Origin of the sequence: Taibaiella koreensis (genome assembly GCF_003545715.1) — a bacterium.
GTDB classification, from domain to species: domain Bacteria; phylum Bacteroidota; class Bacteroidia; order Chitinophagales; family Chitinophagaceae; genus Taibaiella; species Taibaiella koreensis.
Window position 1 is genome coordinate 925778 of the sequence record NZ_QVNU01000001.1, and the last position, 17549, is coordinate 943326.

Consider the following 17549-nt stretch of genomic DNA (forward strand, 5'->3'; position numbering starts at 1 on the left):
AAAGAAGGAGCAGCAGACCTGAGAATATTTTCATAGACTTAAGGGGTTTTGATGCCATACCGTAGCAACATTTTAGTCATATCCTTAGTTGAAGCATTCTTTTGCCGGTTTGAAATTTTCCGGTACAGATGCTGCCGGTCCGCATTGCCCGCCCTTTTTCGAAGGGTGATCCGGCGCCGGTTATTTATTCAAAAAAAGGCAGATGGTTTCCCTGATCATCATTGTTGCCCTGTCGTCATTCGCAATCGTTCTTCCTCCGAAATTACCGATCCTCAGGGTATCCTTAAGCACATCTGCACGAAACAGGGTTATATTGAACCACAGTGAGTCTGTTCCTTTATCCCTTATCGTTAAGATAGCAAAATGTTCCTCTTTTGAGCCGTCGCTCCGGTAATACACATACCGGGCATTACTGTCTATGCTGCGAATACGAATCAAGGAATCCGGCAGGTCTTTAATTTGCCCGAAGCCTGTGCAGGAAAATTGCGCCATGTCTATGCTGTCAAGGCTGCTGTTATTATCTATGCTGAGTGATATTTTTTTATCACCCTTTTGTCCTTTATTATTCTTCGGTAATGTACAGCCTGTTGCACAAAATAATAGAAGCAATAGTAAGTTGTAATGCCAGATCATATGTTGCTGCCTTAAGAGTTGAGCTTAGCCTTATTTTCTGTTTCCGGCCTCGCGGGTGAAAAACGCCATTGTCCATCGCTTGACGGCCATCTGACGGGCTGCGAGCATATCCGCCAAGGCTATCAACATCTTTTCATATCTATTTTTTGTATTTATCTATTTGTCATTTTTTATTTTGAGTGTTAATTACAATATCAACGCTTCGCAAATGAAGTGTTGATATTGTTAGAACGACGATCACCAGGCCATAGGCTCAAACGAATTTAAGAACAGGTATCTCTTTTCGTCTTTTACATTCATGTTGGTGATGATGCCTTCACCCCTTTCTGTTTCAGGTAAAAAGCTAAAACATAAAACAGCGCCGAAATCGGTTGCTACGTATAGCCTTGTCTGGTCAGGATTCATATCTATTGATGTTACGCTGCCAAACTGTCCCTCACCACCTACATAAATGTATTTCTGAGTATTCTTATTGATCTCCTGGATCCAGACATATTTATCGGACATGCCGATGATAAAATGATCCTTGTATTCGGTTACTGCTTTTAATTTTGTCGTTCTGATAGAAATAGGGCTGCCCGTTGTTTCCTCCTTATTACCTTCTTCATCATTATTTTCATCTCCAGGTGTGATATGTCCTAATAAAGCATCGTGTTTATCTTCTATACAACTGGTATTTAAGGTCATTACTTCTGTTGTATCCCCGCCATTTCCCCAATACGACTGAACCGGGATCTCATACCGGCTTACTAAAAGATTTTCGCCATTGCTGTGAAACAGCATTTGAACAAAATCAAAATAAACACCGGCAGAATCAATCTTTTCGTGGTTAAACTGATAGCCATCTGCTGTGGATGTAATTATTACCGTTTGCATCTTGGCAGATTCCTTTCCTTTTTGGGTGTTAAAGAGGGCATATCTTCCGTCAACCGAAATAGCAGTATGGTTATAATTAAGCGCTAATCTGAAAGTTCCCGGATCTTCATCATTGATAAAAAATTCCATAAGCTCGTGAAACGGGAAAACCAAGGATGCCCTGGCAGAGCTGATGACATATGTTCCTTCAAGTGTGGTCAGAATGATCCGTTCGTTGTTGCAGGCTAAGCTTACATCCCGGATAGATAGTAGTTTCGGATTTTTAAATACAGCCGTATTTAAATCAGGGTATTGCTCCATCAGTCTTACACCATAATCGCCAGGATAGTTCGCCGTAAATTGCAGCTCATAAGTAGCTGCATTCAACACTTCCATCCTGTCTTCAAAACATTTAATAATAAATGCCTTGTCTTTGGAAGCGCCGATAAAGATCAATCCTTCTTCCAGGCTAATATCGTTACCGGCCAGCTTGTACACGGTATCTTTTACTACAGCATAGCTATGATTTTCAAAGGCTATTATTTTCTTAACTTCATTGCCAAAGGCCAGCCAGAAGGAATCGCTGAAGGGTTCAAAAGCAGGCTGAAACAGTTCCCGCGCTTTATCCGCTTGCCCTGATTGATTGAGCCGGCTGATTTCATGAATCACCTGTTTTTCCATATCCGTCCGCTCCTCTTTCGGCAGGTCTTCGATTTCTTCATGTTCCGGGATATAGAACTGGTCGATGTAGGTGTTTAGGGCTTTATAATAGGCCTTGCCTTTTTCGTTCCATACTTCAGAAGCTTCTTCTATACTATCATACGTTGTTTGTACAACATTGCCTTTCATATTCATGTTTAAAGCTTCCTCCAATAATAGATTGCCGGCAGCATCCCATGTTTTCCAGGCAATCATAAAACCGTGCTCGTCGTGCACGTATTCTTTTTTCATGATACGATCGTCTTTCTTGCCGCCCTGAAACGGAATATCAGTGCCCGGTTCATCAATATGTATTTGGGATTTTAATAGCAGTGAACCGTTTTGATGAATAAGCTCCTGGGCTGGATTTCCACTGGGGTGAAACTTTTTGATGTATTTTCTTAAGCCATTATCATAGTCATGCTCTTCGAGCAAACTACCGTCTGGCCGCCACCATTTTGATAAACCATGAGAAATACCCTGTTCATTGGTGTTAATTTCTTCCCACTCCTGATTATCAACATTGAATATTGCTTTGTCAGAAATGGTGCCTTTTTTAGCGGGGTTTAGAAGATTTCCACTTTCGCTTACTTCATCACCATCTTTGTTCCAATATTGGCCTGATATGAAGCTTCCATTATCATCATAAGTCATTTCGTATCTGAAAATTCCGGCAGGTACTCCTTCCATTACCCTTTCGGTTGTAGGGTTAACGGAGCCTTGGCAATAGCGAATGCCAACATGTTTATCCCCGTCCATTGTGCCTTTTTGAGAATAAGTACCGTCAGCATGAAACCGCGTGTAGCTCATTTTACCGTTACCCTCGTAAAACGTGTGGCATACCAAGTGCCCGCCGGGCGCCAGCCACCATTTCCATTCGCCAATGTTTTTTCCTTCGGCATTCTTTTGTCCCAGTGCCCATTCATTGTCTTGTTCTATCCATACTGCTTGCTCCGGTACTCCTTGTGGTTTGTTCATATTTGTTCTATTTTTGGTTGATGAATAATTTTAGAACGGTCTATGTAAGTTGCTGTTCTTTTTATGTAGCCTTCTTTATTCCCTTTGCAAAAGATGCTTCCTGTTCCGGATGATTCATCTTTACCATTGTTCCTTAAATTTTCCTTCGTCGGGTAGTGTTTTCCAGGAGGCATAAGGCATCAGGAGTTGCAGGTCGTTTCTCACATTGAAAATTTCTTTTCCGTCGGGGCTGATTAAAAAATGGATGAGCGCCTGCTGGTGTTTGGCCCGGTAAGCTTCCAGTCCGAATAGGTAATACGGCGATGCTGCCGATGGCCGCTCATACAATACAAACCGGTATTGAGCGGTACGCGGTCCTATTGCTTCCAGGTAATGCCCGATTTCGGGCAATGCGCCCAATACCCTGCGCAGGCGTTGTACCGTTGTATCATCCTTATATACATTGCCCTTGCTCCGGATCAGTTCCTGCGCTGCTTCCCAGGATGCGGGTAGCGACGGGTAGGGGACGCCCTGCAGGAGCATTTTCCCATCCAGTGCATACACATCGTAGCTTTCTTTGGTGTAGGCCGGCTCATGGCCGGTACGTGTGCTGTTGCCGGTAGTTTCGAGCTCGTATGCCCTGCAATTCCTACAAGCCACTATGAGACCCCAGCGCGCAGCGTCCAGGTAAGTATAGCTTCTGGCGGGAATAATGATTTTGCCCAGGCGATCGACCAATCCCATCTTACCCTTAGCTACGATGCGCTGTGTGCCCTGGTTGCGGTAATCGGGGCCGTTGTCGTAAAAGTAGGGATGATACAAAAAGTCGCCGCTTTGGTCAAAAGTGTACAGGGCATAGCTGAAGCCAGAGGTCGCTTCGGAGGTATCTTCCCCGCCATAGAGGGTGAAATTGCCGGATAGTTCCGTTTCCGGCGAGGGCTCCAGCGGATAAGGGTACTGCAGGCCGTGTCCCAGTATTTTTTGTCCGCTTTCATTGACCACATAGCCGGTGCGGATGATGGTTGCACGGCCTGTGTCTGTAGGGATAAAGAACAGCTTTTCGCCTTTGGTATTTTTTTGCACCAGGTAGGGATTATGGGCAGGATGCTGCGCCGCCGCTACGTAGGATAGCAGAGCAATAAGGGTTAGGAACCAGGTTCTCATTTCAAAATGATTTCTTATTACCGTTGTTTCAAAATAGCATTACTAGTATACCTTAATAAGGCATACATATTTCTTCAGGATCTTTACCTGATCCTGCAATTCCTTGTCCGGGATGTTGGTAGCTGATGGTATTTTTGGCGCCTTGGGAAGCTTCTGGTAAAGCTGTAACAGGTATGCGGATTTTACCGCATAATTCACATTCTCCGTCTTTGTTCCAGGCGTCTTTAATTTGGCAGAAGTGATACCTACCACGTTTCCCGATTGATTGAAGAGGGGACCACCGCTATTCCCCGGCTGAAGAGGGACGGAGATCTGGTAATACCTGGCATCATCGGCAACACCAGATGTAGCACTGATAATGCCATCCGTCACTTTGTAATTCCTACCCATGACCTCGTTCAGGGGATAGCCTATGGTAAACACCTTAACGCCTATATCGGCATTCTCCGCTATGCCATAAGGAATAGCAGGCAGTGTCTTGAATTGACTGTCGGTGATCTGCAATAAGGCTATATCATTTTCGATGTCCGTCAGTAACAGTTTCGCCTTATAAGTAAATGTGCCGGTTTCACGGGAAGCAGTTACTTCGATACCGGATGCATCGAGGATCACATGCGCGCTGGTAGCTATAATGCCGCCTGTGGTCAGGAAGAATCCGCTGCCTGATGATTTTGAATTGTCTTTTTTAAACAACACATCATTACTGGTTGCTGCGGGATAGATCTTGATAAAATGATCTTCCCTTTTCTGCAACGTCTTCTGGTCCTTTAATACAATGGTCAATATGGATTCGCTCTCCAGGTCCATATGGGCAAAGGTCTCGTAGGGTGTTTTGTCGCTCCAGTACCATATTGTCGCATATACCCCTCTCATAGCGCCGGGTTCAAACGTAGCTTTTACTTCTCCTTTTTGCCAGCCGGGTACTTCGGTTTCGATAATGACGGCCTTATACTGGCTTCCTGCTTTTAAAATCCCTACCTTATAATAGGGCATTCCGTCTCTTTGATAGCTTTTATAAATGCCCTCAATCGGATCAATTTTTTTTGAAGACAAATAAGCCCGGATGGTATCTTCTGTCCACCTGGTCGATTCGGGCGCCACCGGCTTGTTTTCACCGGTTTGCCCCATCACCGATAGCGATAGGGACAGGAACAAAAGGAGGGCAACTTGTTTTTTCATTTGCTATGCCTGAATTATGATCATTGGGGATTTTCATCTGTGCTTCTCCGGAAAAGCCGATGATGAGGCGCAATATAATGCCGCGACAGCCCATGAATAAAATGGTAAGGATGGCGGTGCGGCATACATTTGCCGTCTTGGATTCCCGCTTCGTTGAAGTACTCAAAAATACTTCCGATAAGTGCCTATGCCAAGAAAGCAGCGACTACTTATCGACTATTGTCGCCGGCACTGCGTCTACAATGCGACTACGATAAGCGTTGAATCGATTTGAGGATAGCTGATTCGTAAAAACCACCTGGGAGATTGTTTCGTTTTTTGAAACAATAGCAGCATTCAAAGAGGATGAATGATATCGCCAAAAACAACCGGTTCCCGATTGAATTTTTTTAAGGAGCGCTTATGCGCATGAGCTGCCGCATACCTAACCGGGAACGGTAACAAGCACATATTTCGACTGTACGGCGGCGCCAGGCAGGATATAGATATAAAAAAAGATTCCGGCAATAACAATTGCCGGAATCCTGACCAGGGATAAAATGCACATCACTCCACTTCTCCCATGATCAAATTCCGCAACTTCACCGCAAATTGCATGTTCAGAATGCCGTAAATGATAGAAAAGACGCCCACCAGCACGAATGAAGCGGTAGGGCCGAAAACGTTGGCTATAAGGCCCACTGCGATAACGGTGCCCACCAGCACGCTCACAAAACGCATGATCATATTCTGCGGGCGGAAGCGCTCCATCAGCAGTAAGGTGAATCCGTAAATGAATTGCAGGGTGACAATGAATATAATACCGTAGCTCATATACAGGATAAAGAATGCCACATCCGGTACAAAGAACAGGAACACGATACCGGCAGCCAACTCTACCAATCCTTCGAGCAGCAGCCACTGGTGCGCAATGCGCAGGTGCCTGTTGTTGTAGGCATACATAAACGTCAGTATTGCGGCAGCCAGGTTAAGGATGCCGAAGGAAACGATAAGGGCCATTGGATTAATCAGGGCGCAGAAAAGCGCTGCGATACCCCAGGCGATGGCCAGGGTACCCTTTGCGACCAGCAAATTATTCTGCCTGGTCGTTCCGGTTCTTTGAAGGGATAAGTCCATAACAGCAGATTTTTGTTATTGATCTAACAGCCGGTTTTTTTTATTGTTTGCATAAAAAGTATGGAAGGCTGCTCCAAATCCGCGAATTTTGTATAGGCTATTCATAGTCAGCATACTGTCGCTTTATCCTTTTTTTCTATAAAATTGATCGTTTTTTTCTATAGATGTCTTTCTTTCAGGATCATATTCTGCGCATCGTTCAGCAATACGAAGGGAATCCGCCGCTGGCGGTGTTTTTAAAGCAATATTTCCGGCAATATCCCCGGCTGGGCTCCCGCGACCGGAAGGCGCTAAGCGAGGCGGCTTATATTTATTACCGCTGCCGGCGGTTCCTGGGAGCTACGGTCGCTGTCGAAGATGTTATTGCACAGGGCATATCGCTTTGCGGCAGCAGGAATGCCTTTTTGCAAAAAATGATCCCGGCACAACCGGCATCTCCCGCAATCCTATTGGAGCAGCGCTCCGATTTCGACGATTACCTTTCTCCCCGGCTGGCCGCAGACAAGTGGCTCCGGTCTCTATGGCAGCAACCGGAATTGTTTATTCGCCTGCGCCGTGATGCTTCTACAGGAAAAAAACGGCTTCAGGACGCGAACATATCCTTTAACGAAGAGGCGCTGCCTGGTCATGCAGGTGGCGATTGCCTGAAGCTACCTAACGGATCGGCGATAGATGGCATCCTTCCACCCGATACTTATGTGGTGCAGGATTGGGCATCGCAAGCCAGCATTCACCTGTTGCTTCAGAAATTATCCGTAATGCCGGCTACCATCTGGGACGTATGTTCCGGCGCCGGCGGAAAGTCACTGCTGCTGAAAGATATCATCGGGAAATGTACACAGCTGGCAACTGACATAAGAGCAAGTATCCTGCACAATTTACAGCAGCGGTTCCGGCTTTACGGCCTGGGGCGGGTCGAAACGCTGGTGCTGGACAGTGCCGATGCGCAGGCAGTGGCCGCTCATATCGGTGAAAGGCAATTTGACCTGGTTCTTTGCGATGTTCCCTGCAGCGGCAGCGGTACCTGGGCGCGTACGCCAGAACAATTCCACTTCTTCAGGCCGCAGGATCTGCAGAAATTCCGTCAGCTGCAATATCCTATTGCCGCCAATGCTGCGCAGTATGTTGCGCCCGGCGGTATGCTCGCCTATATTACCTGTAGCGTGTTCCGCGAAGAGAACGAAGCGGTAGTCGCACAATTGGAGCAGACAACCCGGCTAAAGCTGGTACACCAACAGTTGATCGACGGCATCGACCGGCAAGCCGATTGCCTGTTCCTCGCCCTGTTCCAAAGGGAAATGGACGAAAGCTGATCGCGGTTGATACGACGGTCTTTTACCGGATGCTAAGCTTAATCACCTGCTGTTGGTTGCCATTGTCCAGGTGCAGCAGGTAGAGTCCCGGTACCAAGGCATTGGTGGCGATGGATCCGCCCACATTGACCTGGCCGTCACCGAGCCGGCGGCCCTGCATATCGGAGATCTGGTAGTGGATCACGCCACGGCTTGAAGCGCCTTGCACATATACTTCATCAATAGCCGGATTGGGATAGATGCGGAATAGCTCGTCCCGGCGTTTGGGGTCTGTTCCCGCTATGCCGGTAGTGATATAAGCCCTTTTGAAATCGGGAACGCCATTGCCCACATTGTTATTGGGCTGCGCAAAAGAATCGGATACAGATTCGATGAGGGAGCGGATCTTCAGCGGCGCCCAGGTAGGCAGCGATTGCATGAGGCAGGCGGTAAGGCCGGCGATCACCGGCGTGGCGTAAGAGGTGCCCGAGGCCTGTGCCACAATACCTGCAGGATTGATCACAAAATCCTGTACACCCTTTCCGCACACATTGGGCTTGAGCAGGCCGGCCGCATTGGGTCCCTTGCCCGAGCTGGAAGCCGGCGTCTTTGCCTGGTCCACAGAGCCTACCGTCATGGCGCTGTCGGCATCGCCCGGCGTAAGAATGTGCTGCCATGGGGTATCGCCTTCGTTGCCTGCTGAGGCCGCTACGAAAATGCCTTTTCTCACGGCGGCATTGGCGGTCCGCGCCGGTAAGGTCGTTTTACCATCAAGCTCGCTGTAAACATGCGAATCGGCAGGATCGTCAAAAGTATTGTAGCCCAGCGAGGTCGTTACCAGGTCGGCGCCCAGGCTGTCGGCGCGCTCTACGGCAGCAGCAAAATTATCTTCCTCGATCGCCTGCTCCGAGCCGGCATCGTCTGAAAGATACAGCGCATAGCTGGCCCTGGGTGCTGTGCCCACAAAGACTTCCGGTATATAGGCGGCCATGCACGACAATACCTGGCTGCCGTGGTTGCTGTAGTCAAATACATGCGCGGTGTCGTATATAAAGTTCCAGGTGTCTGCAAGCCTGTTTTGCTGGAAAAGACTGTCATAGACCGCGGCAGTATTTACCCCGCTGAAACCCACGTCAACGACAGCGATCAGCTTACCTTCTCCCATATAGCCCTGCTCGTGCAGGTACTCCCCGTTGCAAAGATGGATCTGCGACCAGGCTGAATTGTAAAACCCGATATCGAAGCCAGTAGGTTTATGTCCCGGTCCATTTCCTTCGCCGGAAGGTCCGGGCTTATGGTGCAGCCCCCCAGGGTAATAAGCTACTTTCTTTACATTGCGGATAAAGGCTATGGATTGTAAAGACAAGATAGCAGCAGAGTCTTCCAGCAGCACGACGCAAGAATTTTGCCAGCGGGAACGGTTATGCAGTATGCCTCCGGTAACGCGCAGCACGCTGTCTATATAGGACTGCACTACGGGAAGGTCCGAGCTATCGGTGGCGATGCTAAACGTTGCTCTTCGTGCTATGGCCCTCGGCGACAGGTAAGCCGAAGGATCGGATAAGGTGTAGGTAGTTGGTTGCTTATCCGCAAAAGTAACACGGAAAGCGTATTGCGGGTTTTGGGCCCTTGCGGAATGCGTAATGACAGTCAGGAATGCAAATGCCAGGCTAATGGAAACGAAATTCCTCATATACAACAATTATCGTCTAAAGTTACGATATAAATCGGCATCAATACAAGGTGCTCAGCTATCGGTAAAGGTATCTGCTTCGTGCTCCGACAGCGAATTCAGCTCCAGGAAGGTACAATCCGTGATCGCGATGATCTCATGCCAGATATAAGGCGGGATCTCGATCCGTGCCGGGCCTTCCACCCATTCCGTCTGTATGCTTTGCTGGTGTACCGGACGCCAGTTCAGGTGAAGATTGCCATGCGCCAGGAGTATGATCTCGGGGTTTTTGCCCAGGGAGATACCTTTGTGATAATGCCGGCCGCTTACCGAGCCGGCCTTGCGGAAGCAAACCAGGTGCCGGCCCATACGTTCCTGGAAATACTCGTGTGTGCTGCCGCGTTCGTCGCTGCCGATAGCATCCAGTGGGGTGATCGTGATCATAACGTTTTAGTTTATCCGGTAGTGGTGTCGTTTTCCGTATGCTCAGCGGCGCTTGCCTGCTCCTCTTTCAGCTTTACATCGCCCTTATTAAGCTCAATTTTTCCGGCGGCAGCCATTTCGCGCAGGCGCCAGTGCAGGAATAAGTCGCCCGTGGGTAGCTTATGCTTGCTCATGGCCTGGTTCACCACTTTGGTCGCCTTTTGGTTTTGGCCGGTAATAAAGGTAAGCAGCAGGATATCGTAATGATCGATCGTTTGGGGCGCCAGCTTTTTGCCGCCCTGGTGTATCCGCATACCGGCATTTTCGGCAATCAGGCGGGGCCATTCGTCCCCGTCTGTTTCCCATTCCGAAACGGTTGTAACCCTTGCCAGCTTTTTTGCCTTGGCTATTTCCTTCACCGGTATATGTCCTATGCTTTCGGGATAAAAAAGCTTGCCATTGACATCTAGAAAGGGCAGACCGTTGATATTGATGACGGAAAAACGTCCCTGGTGCTTCCTGAGGAAATGCAGCAGCCAGTAATAGGCCGTTACATCGGCAGGGGTAGGGGCCATCCAAAACCATATCTGCGCCTCCGGCTCGTTGGAAAGTCTGCTGGAAACTGCCATCAGCCGCTCGAGATCATCAACTTCCGCCGCAGATTGCCCTTCGGGCTGCGTTTGTGTCCAGAAGGCACCTCGGCCTTCGCTGAAAGTCATTCCTTCCGTTTTGAGCGGACCTACATGTAGAATATCTTTCAATACCACAATCTCGCCTTCCAGCGTTTGTTGGGCAATAGCTTCGATAACGGGCGTAGCGGTAAGATCGCCGACGATAAGATGGATCACGCTCATAGCTTGCAAAATAAAGTGTAATTTATGGAACCGCAAAGCAAAGTAAGGCAGCCGGAAATGCCTATATTCGTTCTCTTTTAATACACTTATGTTCTCAATAGCCATCCATGGAGGAGCGGGTACTATCGCCCGCCATTTGCTTGATCGGGAAAAGCAGGTAGCCTACGAGGCCGGACTGAATGCGGCTCTTGATGCGGGCTATGCCTTGCTGGAGGCCGGAGGTTCGGCCCTGGATGCCGTAACGGCGGCAGTGGTATCGCTGGAAGACTGTCCCTTGTTCAATGCAGGAAAGGGTTCCGTATTCAATCACGAAGGCCGGCACGAGATGGATGCTTCCATCATGCGTGGCGATACCCGGGAAGCCGGCGCTGTGGCCGGAATACAGGGAGTAAAGAACCCGGTATTGCTGGCGCGTGAGGTTATGACGCATTCAGAACATGTGCTGCTATCCGGCGCCGGCGCAGCGGCATTTGCCCGCCGGCAGGGGCTGGCTTTTATGCCCGATGATTACTTCTACGATGCTTTCCGCTACCAGCAATACCAGGAAGCGCTATCGGCCGATCGTGTGCAGCTGGACCACAGCGCCTCCGGCGATCGCAAATTCAGTACCGTGGGCGCCGTTGCGCTCGATAGCAAGGGGAATCTTTGCGCCGCAACCAGCACCGGTGGTATGACCAATAAAAAATATGGCAGGATAGGCGATACGCCGGTGATTGGCGCCGGTACTTATGCCAGCAACGCTACCTGCGCCGTGTCCTGTACCGGACATGGCGAGCTGTTCCTGCGGCAGGTGGTAGCCCACCAGGTGCATTGCCTGATGGCCTACAAAGAATGTAGACTCGAAGAGGCCTGCCGGCAGGTAGTAATGACCGATCTTGTCGCTATCGGCGGCGAAGGCGGCCTCATTGCGGTAGACGCCCACGGCAATATTGCCATGCCCTTCAACTCCGAAGGGATGTACCGCGCCTGGCGAAGCAGCAATGGCTATGCCGGTGTGGCGATCCATACCTGAGCGCCGCACGGAAACATCTTTATGTTGTTGATTTTGTCGTCCGGACCGCTACGGATGGTGAAAAATACTTATCTTTAAGCCTCTTTTTTTATTTTCAAGCGCAATCAAAAGCACAGCAGACGAACCTATGCAATATCGATCTTTACTTATGGCGGTGATCCTTCCGGCAATGCTGGCCGGTTGCTCCAAAGACAACAATACCACCACCCCTGACCCGGGGCCGGTTACGCCCATTGACGGCTATGGCCGCGTGACAATGACATTTGCCAACTATGTAGGCAATACACCACTGTCGCTGAACAATAGCCAGGGCTATGCCTACACCAATGCCAATGGCGACAGCTTCAATGTAAGCGCCTATAAATACTATATCAGCAATATCAAATTTGTGAGAGAAGATGGGTACGAGTATGCCGAGCCGGAAAGCTACCACTTTATCGACGAGGCCGATCCCGCTTCGCTCAGCTTCAGCGTACCGGGCCTGATGCCGGGTAAGTATACCGCTGTGAAGCTGCTCATTGGCGTAGACAGCGCGCGCAATGTCTCCGGCGCGCAAACGGGTGCGCTCGATCCTATACACGGCATGTTCTGGACCTGGAGCACCGGTTATATTATGGCTAAAATGGAAGGCAATTTTAAGAATACCGATAATGGCAACAAAAGCGGTTTCTCGTACCATCTTGGCGGCTTCAAAGGGGAGTACCGCGTCGTTAACGAGATCACGCTTAGCCTGCCGCAGGACCTGGTCGCGGGAAACAATACGGCCTCTTCCATGACGCTGAGATCTAATGTCCTGGAATGGTTTGCCTTCCCCAGTATTGTCAAGCTGAATGAGATCAACCAGGTAGGCAGCGTAGGGCCTATAGCCCGTGGATTGAGCCTCAGCTTTAGCCAGTCTTTTTCGGTAACCAAGGTCGAGAATTGATTTACCCATCTCTTATTCCTGTAACGTGAAGATCAGAAGTTCCATAGTGCGCAGTTTGCTGGTACTAACGGCGGGGGGAATGCTTGCCTTTTATAGCTGTAAAAAAGATAACGTTGAGGAGCAGGAGCCGGTGGCGGTTGATCCTTCCCTGGCCAATATCGAATTCAAAGTCCCGGAAAGCTGGCCGCTGCCTGTTTATAATTTCAGCAATAATCCCTTGACCAAAGAAGGCTTTAAGCTGGGCCGCAAGCTATTCTTTGATCCGATACTGTCGCGGGATAATTCGATATCCTGCGGCACTTGTCATCAGCCCTTCGCTGCCTTCTCCCAACTCGATCATGCCGTGAGCCACGGTGTAGACGACCGGGTAGGTACGCGCAATTCTCCGGCCCTGTTCAACCTCAACTGGCACAGCAGCTTTTTCTGGGATGGCGGCGTAAACCATATTGAAATGCAGCCCTTCGCGCCCATAACCAACCCCCTGGAAATGGACGAAACGCTGGCCAATGTAATAGCCAAGCTGCAGGCCCGGGACGAGTACAAACAATTGTTCAAAGATGCCTTTGGTACAGATGAAATAACCACGCAGAAAATGACCCGGGCATTGGCGCAGTTTATGGGAATGATGGTATCGAGCAATGCTCCTTACGATAAATATATGCGCCATGAAGGTACGCTCAGCGCCGACGAGATGGCGGGGCTTACCGTGTTCCGTAGTAAGTGTGCCGCCTGCCATACCGAGCCGCTCTTCTCCGACTTCAGCCTGCGCAACAACGGCCTGGCCCTGCAGAACAACGAAAAAGGCATCATTGACAGCGGCCGGGGTATCATTACGCCCCTGGATCCTTCTTCTTTCTATAAGTTCAAAGTGCCATCGCTGCGCAACCTTAAGTATACCGCGCCCTACATGCACGATGGCCGCCTGGCCACCATCGATGCCGTGCTGGATCATTATACAGGCGATGTGCAGCATACGCCCAATCTCGACCCGCTGCTGGAAAATGGTATCAGCCTCTCCGCGCAGGAACGGCAGCAATTGAAAGCCTTCCTCAATACCTTGAACGATGAGACCTTTGTAAAAGATATTCGTTTCCAGGAACCAAAATAGCCTTTGCTACTCTGCGGCCAGCTGCCGGTAATGCTCCATCAGCCGGCCCGCATGGGCCTCTTCTGTAAAGCCGGAAGCATACTGTTTGCCGGTTTGTATCATTTGCTGCCTTTGCTGCTTATCCGATTGGATCAGCCTTATGGCATCGGCCAGCGCCTGCGGGTTTTCCGGCGATACATAGATGCTGCCGGGACCGCCCGCTTCTTCCAGGCAGGAACCAGTAGCTCCTATAGCAGGTACGCCGGAATACAGCGCCTCAAGCAGGGGAATACCAAAGCCTTCAAACTCGGATGGGTAGATAAAAATGTCGGCTCTCTGGTATAGGGCAGGTAGATCGGGAAAAGGAACCCGCTCCAGGAAAGTAACTTGCCCTTCAATATGGTGTTCCTTTAAATAAGTCTTCACCTTCTCTGCATAGGCAGTGGGCTTACCCACCACCACCAGGTGCTCGTGGGGCATCATACTCAATGCCCTCGCGATCAGCATCAGGTTCTTACGTTCCTCTATGGTGCCTACATACAGCAGGTAGTGGGCGGGCAGGGCATAGCGGCTGCTTACCTGCTGCAGCTGTTCCGGGGTGCAGGCATGCCCGAATGCCGGATCGCAGGTCTGGTACACGACGTGGATCTTATCGGGTGCCGTACCAAAATAGTGAACGATATCCCTTTTGGTTTGCTCACTGATAGCGATGATCCTGTCGGCATGCTTGCAGGCATGTCTGAATTTGAGCTCGTAGATCTTGCGGTCTGCTGCCTTGTAATATTGCGGATAACGCAAGAAAATAAGATCGTGGATCGTCACCAGGGTTTTGATGCCGGTATACTGTATTCCCGCCGGAAGCTCGTGGCTGAGCCCATGATAGATATCCAGCCGGTCGCGCTTTAGCTGGGGTACCACGAAGCGGCTGCGCCAGGCCGAGGTCAGTACAGGCAGCCGCGGACTGCGCAGGGTAACGGCAGGTTGCAGCATCGGCAGGGTACGGCTGTCTTTGACGATCCTGGGTGTATACAGGAAATAGGATTCCGAAGGAAAGAAGCGGGCCAGCGAGCCGATCACCGAACGGCTGTAGTTGCCCAGCCCCGTATGGTTAAGAAAAGCTCTTTTAGCGTCGAAGCCGATTCGTAGCATAGCCGCAAAGATGGGAATAAATATGGAAAACAAAAGGCCGGCGCCAAAGACGCCAGCCGGAACACAACGCGTAGCAAAATCTTTATCGCAGCAAGGTTACATTGCCGGTATACTCCTCCGCTCTGCCATTCTTGAGCACCACTTTGATGGCATAAATATAGACGCCGGTGGGCTGTGTTTTATCGTTGAAACGTCCGTCCCAGCCTCTGCCGTTGGGATTTTCGGTCTCAAATACCTTCTGGCCCCAGCGATTGTACACGGTCATCACGAAGCCGCTCACGCCTTTGGAGAGGTACTGGCGGGGGAAGAAGTAATCGTTGACACCGTCGCCATTGGGTGTAAAGGAATTGGGTACATCGGTATAGCAATCTTTCGTTACCACCACATCGTCGGAGCTCGAGCACTGGTCGATGGTCACCGTGGCCGTATACCGGCCATCGTGCCTTACCTGTATGGAAGCCGTTTTTTCACCGCTGCTCCAGCGCCATGTGGCCTTGGGATCGGCTGCGTTAACGGCGTCGGTAAGGGTAAGCGGTGCGGCGTCGAGGCAGATCGAAGTATCGGCGCCCAGGTCGATATGCGGCATAGGCTTCACCAGCAATTGCGTGGTCGCAGTGCCGCCCGGACAAGCCCTGTAGCTGCTGCCAAGTGTTATCGTATAGGTGCCGGGTTGCTCAAAGGCGTGCCGTACCCCGGGGCTTTTCTGCTCCAGCAGATCGGCATTTTCCCCAAAATTCCACTGGAGATCGGTAAGGCCATTCTGTGTATAGTCGGCAAAGAAAGTTGTGATCTGTCCCTGGCAGATAGAAGTATCGCTTCGGCCAAGCGTTAGCTGTGGCAGGGAGTCTACAACAACCGTATGCCAGAAAGTGTCGGTGCAGGGAACGTCGTTCTTCGCTACGAGCATTACAGGATAGCTACCCGGCGCGGCAAACGTATGTGCCGGGTCTTTCAATGCGCTGGTGCCGCTGCCATCGCCGAAATGCCAGAGCCAGGAAGGCGCTATGCCACGCACCGATGAGGTAACGGAGCTATTGGTAAAGGTAATAGAGCCACCCTGGCAAATGGTATCGGCAGAAGTGCTGAAAGCGGCCTGCAGCGGGTGTTCCAGCACAATAGACTTCAATGTGCTGTCGGTGCAGGATAGATTACTGGCACGCAACCGCACGATATAGGTATTCTGGTTGTCAAAAACGTGAACAGGATTAGTCGTATTGTCTGTTACACCGTCACCAAAATTCCAGGAATAGCTGCTGGCGCCTCCGGTAGTCAGGTTATTGAAACGGATAGTATCCTGGAGACAGCCATAGCCGGTCGAATAGCTGAAATTGGGTGCCGGGGTCTGGTGTACGATCACTGTCACGGCAGCACGGTCGCTTTCGCAACCCTCAGCATTCGTCTGTGTTACGTACCATGTAAAGGTATCGGCCGTGGCTGTACTGATAACGGGTATGGTAGCGTCGCCGGTACCGCCGGTGGGCTGTGTGTACCACAGCACATTGACACCCGACGTAACAGTGAGTGGTACGCTGGTTTGTCCCGAGCAGAAATTGGGAATATGGATCACCGGTGGCGCCGGCTTGGGATTAACGGTTACCGTTACCGTATCGCGTTTGCTTTCCACATTGCAGTTGGGTATGGCCTGGCTCACGTACCAGTTGTAGGTACCAGGTACAGCTGTGCTCGGCGTTGGCGCGCCGGGCAGCGCCGTGCCGCCAGTAGGCGTAGTGAACCAGCTCATATTGCTGCCGGCTGCGGTAAGCGGTGCTGCTGCTGCACCCTGGCAATAAGTAACATCGTTGCCCGCAGGAGGATCGGGTTCCGGTGCGCCGGTTATGGATACATTCCTGATAGCATGCCTGGCCCAGGAGCCGCCGGTACCTGACGAAAAGCCGAAATAGCCGTTCAGCCCCAGGGTCGCTGCGCCGGTCATTACCGGCGGATTGCCGTCGAAGGCTACGGTTACCGTGCCAAAATTATACCGCAGCAAGCAGGTATGCCAGTTGCCGTCTGCTATGAAAGCCTGGTTGAGGAGATCGGGCGCCAATTGTCCTGTGGTCGATCCTTCCACATAGTTGACTGTGCCGTCCAGCCTTCTTAAAGAGACCAGCGGGTTGTTTGGCGTACCATCGTTATCATAAGTATCCATGATCAGCAGCAGGCCGTCGGGATTGTTCGGCAGGCCTATGCCGCCGCCCAGGGTAAAACCCGTGGGTGGGTTGGATATATACCAGAAGCAAATGCCGTCGGCCGTGGGAATAGAGCTGTTGGTAATGCTGAAATCGAAGGTTACCGTAAACTGGGCGCAACTGGTCAGGTTTTGAGGGGTCGAATAGTATACATAGCCGGCCTGGTTGCCCAGGGCTGAGGTCAGCACCAGGTTGTCGCCGTCTACAGAGCTTTGCGGCCCTACGGTCCAGCCGGTAGTTACCACAGGATTGCCCGTAAGCTCATAGTTAAAGCCCTGCGCGCCTGCCGTTAACGACAATCCCGCCAGAGCCAGTAAAAAGTAACATTTCTTCATAAATAATC

At 50.5% G+C, this 17549-nt stretch carries 14 protein-coding genes; 4 read left to right on the forward strand and 10 right to left on the reverse strand.

All coding sequences use genetic code 11. The features are described from left to right. Positions 1 to 180: 180 nt before the first annotated feature. From DZK30_RS04160 to DZK30_RS04180, 5 genes are all read right to left on the reverse strand, one after another. The gene (locus DZK30_RS04160) at positions 181 to 492 is read right to left on the reverse strand and encodes a hypothetical protein (RefSeq protein WP_162902829.1); all 312 of its coding nucleotides are present in this window, start codon (positions 490 to 492) and stop codon (positions 181 to 183) included. Positions 493 to 870: 378 nt separating this feature from the next. Continuing rightward, entirely contained in the window at positions 871 to 3165 is a 2295-nt protein-coding gene (locus DZK30_RS04165) for a toxin-antitoxin system YwqK family antitoxin (RefSeq protein ID WP_118972808.1), read from the reverse strand. 120 nt (positions 3166 to 3285) lie between these two features. Continuing rightward, positions 3286 to 4308, reverse strand: coding sequence for a hypothetical protein (locus DZK30_RS04170; protein ID WP_118972809.1), 1023 nt, complete (start codon positions 4306 to 4308; stop codon positions 3286 to 3288). A 42-nt stretch (positions 4309 to 4350) separates the two neighbouring features. Further along, positions 4351 to 5487 carry a S1C family serine protease gene (locus tag DZK30_RS04175; RefSeq protein ID WP_118972810.1) on the reverse strand — a complete coding sequence of 379 codons (1137 nt, stop codon included), beginning with the start codon at positions 5485 to 5487 and terminating at the stop codon, positions 4351 to 4353. Between the two features lie 546 nt (positions 5488 to 6033). Beyond that, a complete protein-coding gene (locus DZK30_RS04180; protein WP_118972811.1) occupies positions 6034 to 6603 on the reverse strand; it encodes a DUF308 domain-containing protein in 570 nt (189 codons plus the stop codon). 164 nt (positions 6604 to 6767) lie between these two features. Here DZK30_RS04180 and DZK30_RS04185 point away from each other — a divergent pair, with 164 nt between their 5' ends. After that, positions 6768 to 7916 (forward strand): RsmB/NOP family class I SAM-dependent RNA methyltransferase, encoded by a 1149-nt coding sequence (locus DZK30_RS04185; protein ID WP_118972812.1) that lies wholly within the window; start codon positions 6768 to 6770, stop codon positions 7914 to 7916. A 22-nt stretch (positions 7917 to 7938) separates the two neighbouring features. Here DZK30_RS04185 and DZK30_RS04190 read toward each other — a convergent pair whose 3' ends face one another. The 3 genes from DZK30_RS04190 to DZK30_RS04200 are packed head-to-tail and all read right to left on the reverse strand — an operon-like array spanning position 7939 to position 10844. Next, positions 7939 to 9588, reverse strand: coding sequence for a S8 family peptidase (locus DZK30_RS04190; protein WP_118972813.1), 1650 nt, complete (start codon positions 9586 to 9588; stop codon positions 7939 to 7941). Between the two features lie 54 nt (positions 9589 to 9642). Beyond that, positions 9643 to 10011, reverse strand: a complete 369-nt coding sequence (locus tag DZK30_RS04195) for a hypothetical protein (RefSeq protein WP_118972814.1) — start codon at positions 10009 to 10011, stop codon at positions 9643 to 9645. Between the two features lie 11 nt (positions 10012 to 10022). After that, positions 10023 to 10844 carry a DUF3658 domain-containing protein gene (locus DZK30_RS04200; RefSeq protein WP_162902830.1) on the reverse strand — a complete coding sequence of 274 codons (822 nt, stop codon included), beginning with the start codon at positions 10842 to 10844 and terminating at the stop codon, positions 10023 to 10025. Positions 10845 to 10932: 88 nt separating this feature from the next. Here DZK30_RS04200 and DZK30_RS04205 point away from each other — a divergent pair, with 88 nt between their 5' ends. The 3 genes from DZK30_RS04205 (at position 10933) to DZK30_RS04215 (ending at position 13889) form a co-directional block, all read left to right on the forward strand. Beyond that, positions 10933 to 11856 carry an isoaspartyl peptidase/L-asparaginase family protein gene (locus tag DZK30_RS04205; RefSeq protein ID WP_118972816.1) on the forward strand — a complete coding sequence of 308 codons (924 nt, stop codon included), beginning with the start codon at positions 10933 to 10935 and terminating at the stop codon, positions 11854 to 11856. 148 nt (positions 11857 to 12004) lie between these two features. Further along, entirely contained in the window at positions 12005 to 12781 is a 777-nt protein-coding gene (locus tag DZK30_RS04210; RefSeq protein WP_118972817.1) for an MbnP family protein, read from the forward strand. 25 nt (positions 12782 to 12806) lie between these two features. Then, positions 12807 to 13889 (forward strand): cytochrome-c peroxidase, encoded by a 1083-nt coding sequence (locus DZK30_RS04215; RefSeq protein ID WP_205529356.1) that lies wholly within the window; start codon positions 12807 to 12809, stop codon positions 13887 to 13889. A 6-nt stretch (positions 13890 to 13895) separates the two neighbouring features. Here the strand turns inward: DZK30_RS04215 and DZK30_RS04220 are convergent, their stop codons facing one another. Both DZK30_RS04220 and DZK30_RS04225 read right to left on the reverse strand, forming a co-directional pair. Then, positions 13896 to 15017, reverse strand: a complete 1122-nt coding sequence (locus DZK30_RS04220) for a glycosyltransferase family 4 protein (RefSeq protein ID WP_118972819.1) — start codon at positions 15015 to 15017, stop codon at positions 13896 to 13898. An 82-nt stretch (positions 15018 to 15099) separates the two neighbouring features. Continuing rightward, positions 15100 to 17541: a PKD domain-containing protein gene (locus DZK30_RS04225; protein ID WP_162902831.1), complete on the reverse strand. Its 2442-nt coding sequence runs from the start codon at positions 17539 to 17541 to the stop codon at positions 15100 to 15102. Positions 17542 to 17549 lie beyond the last annotated feature (8 nt).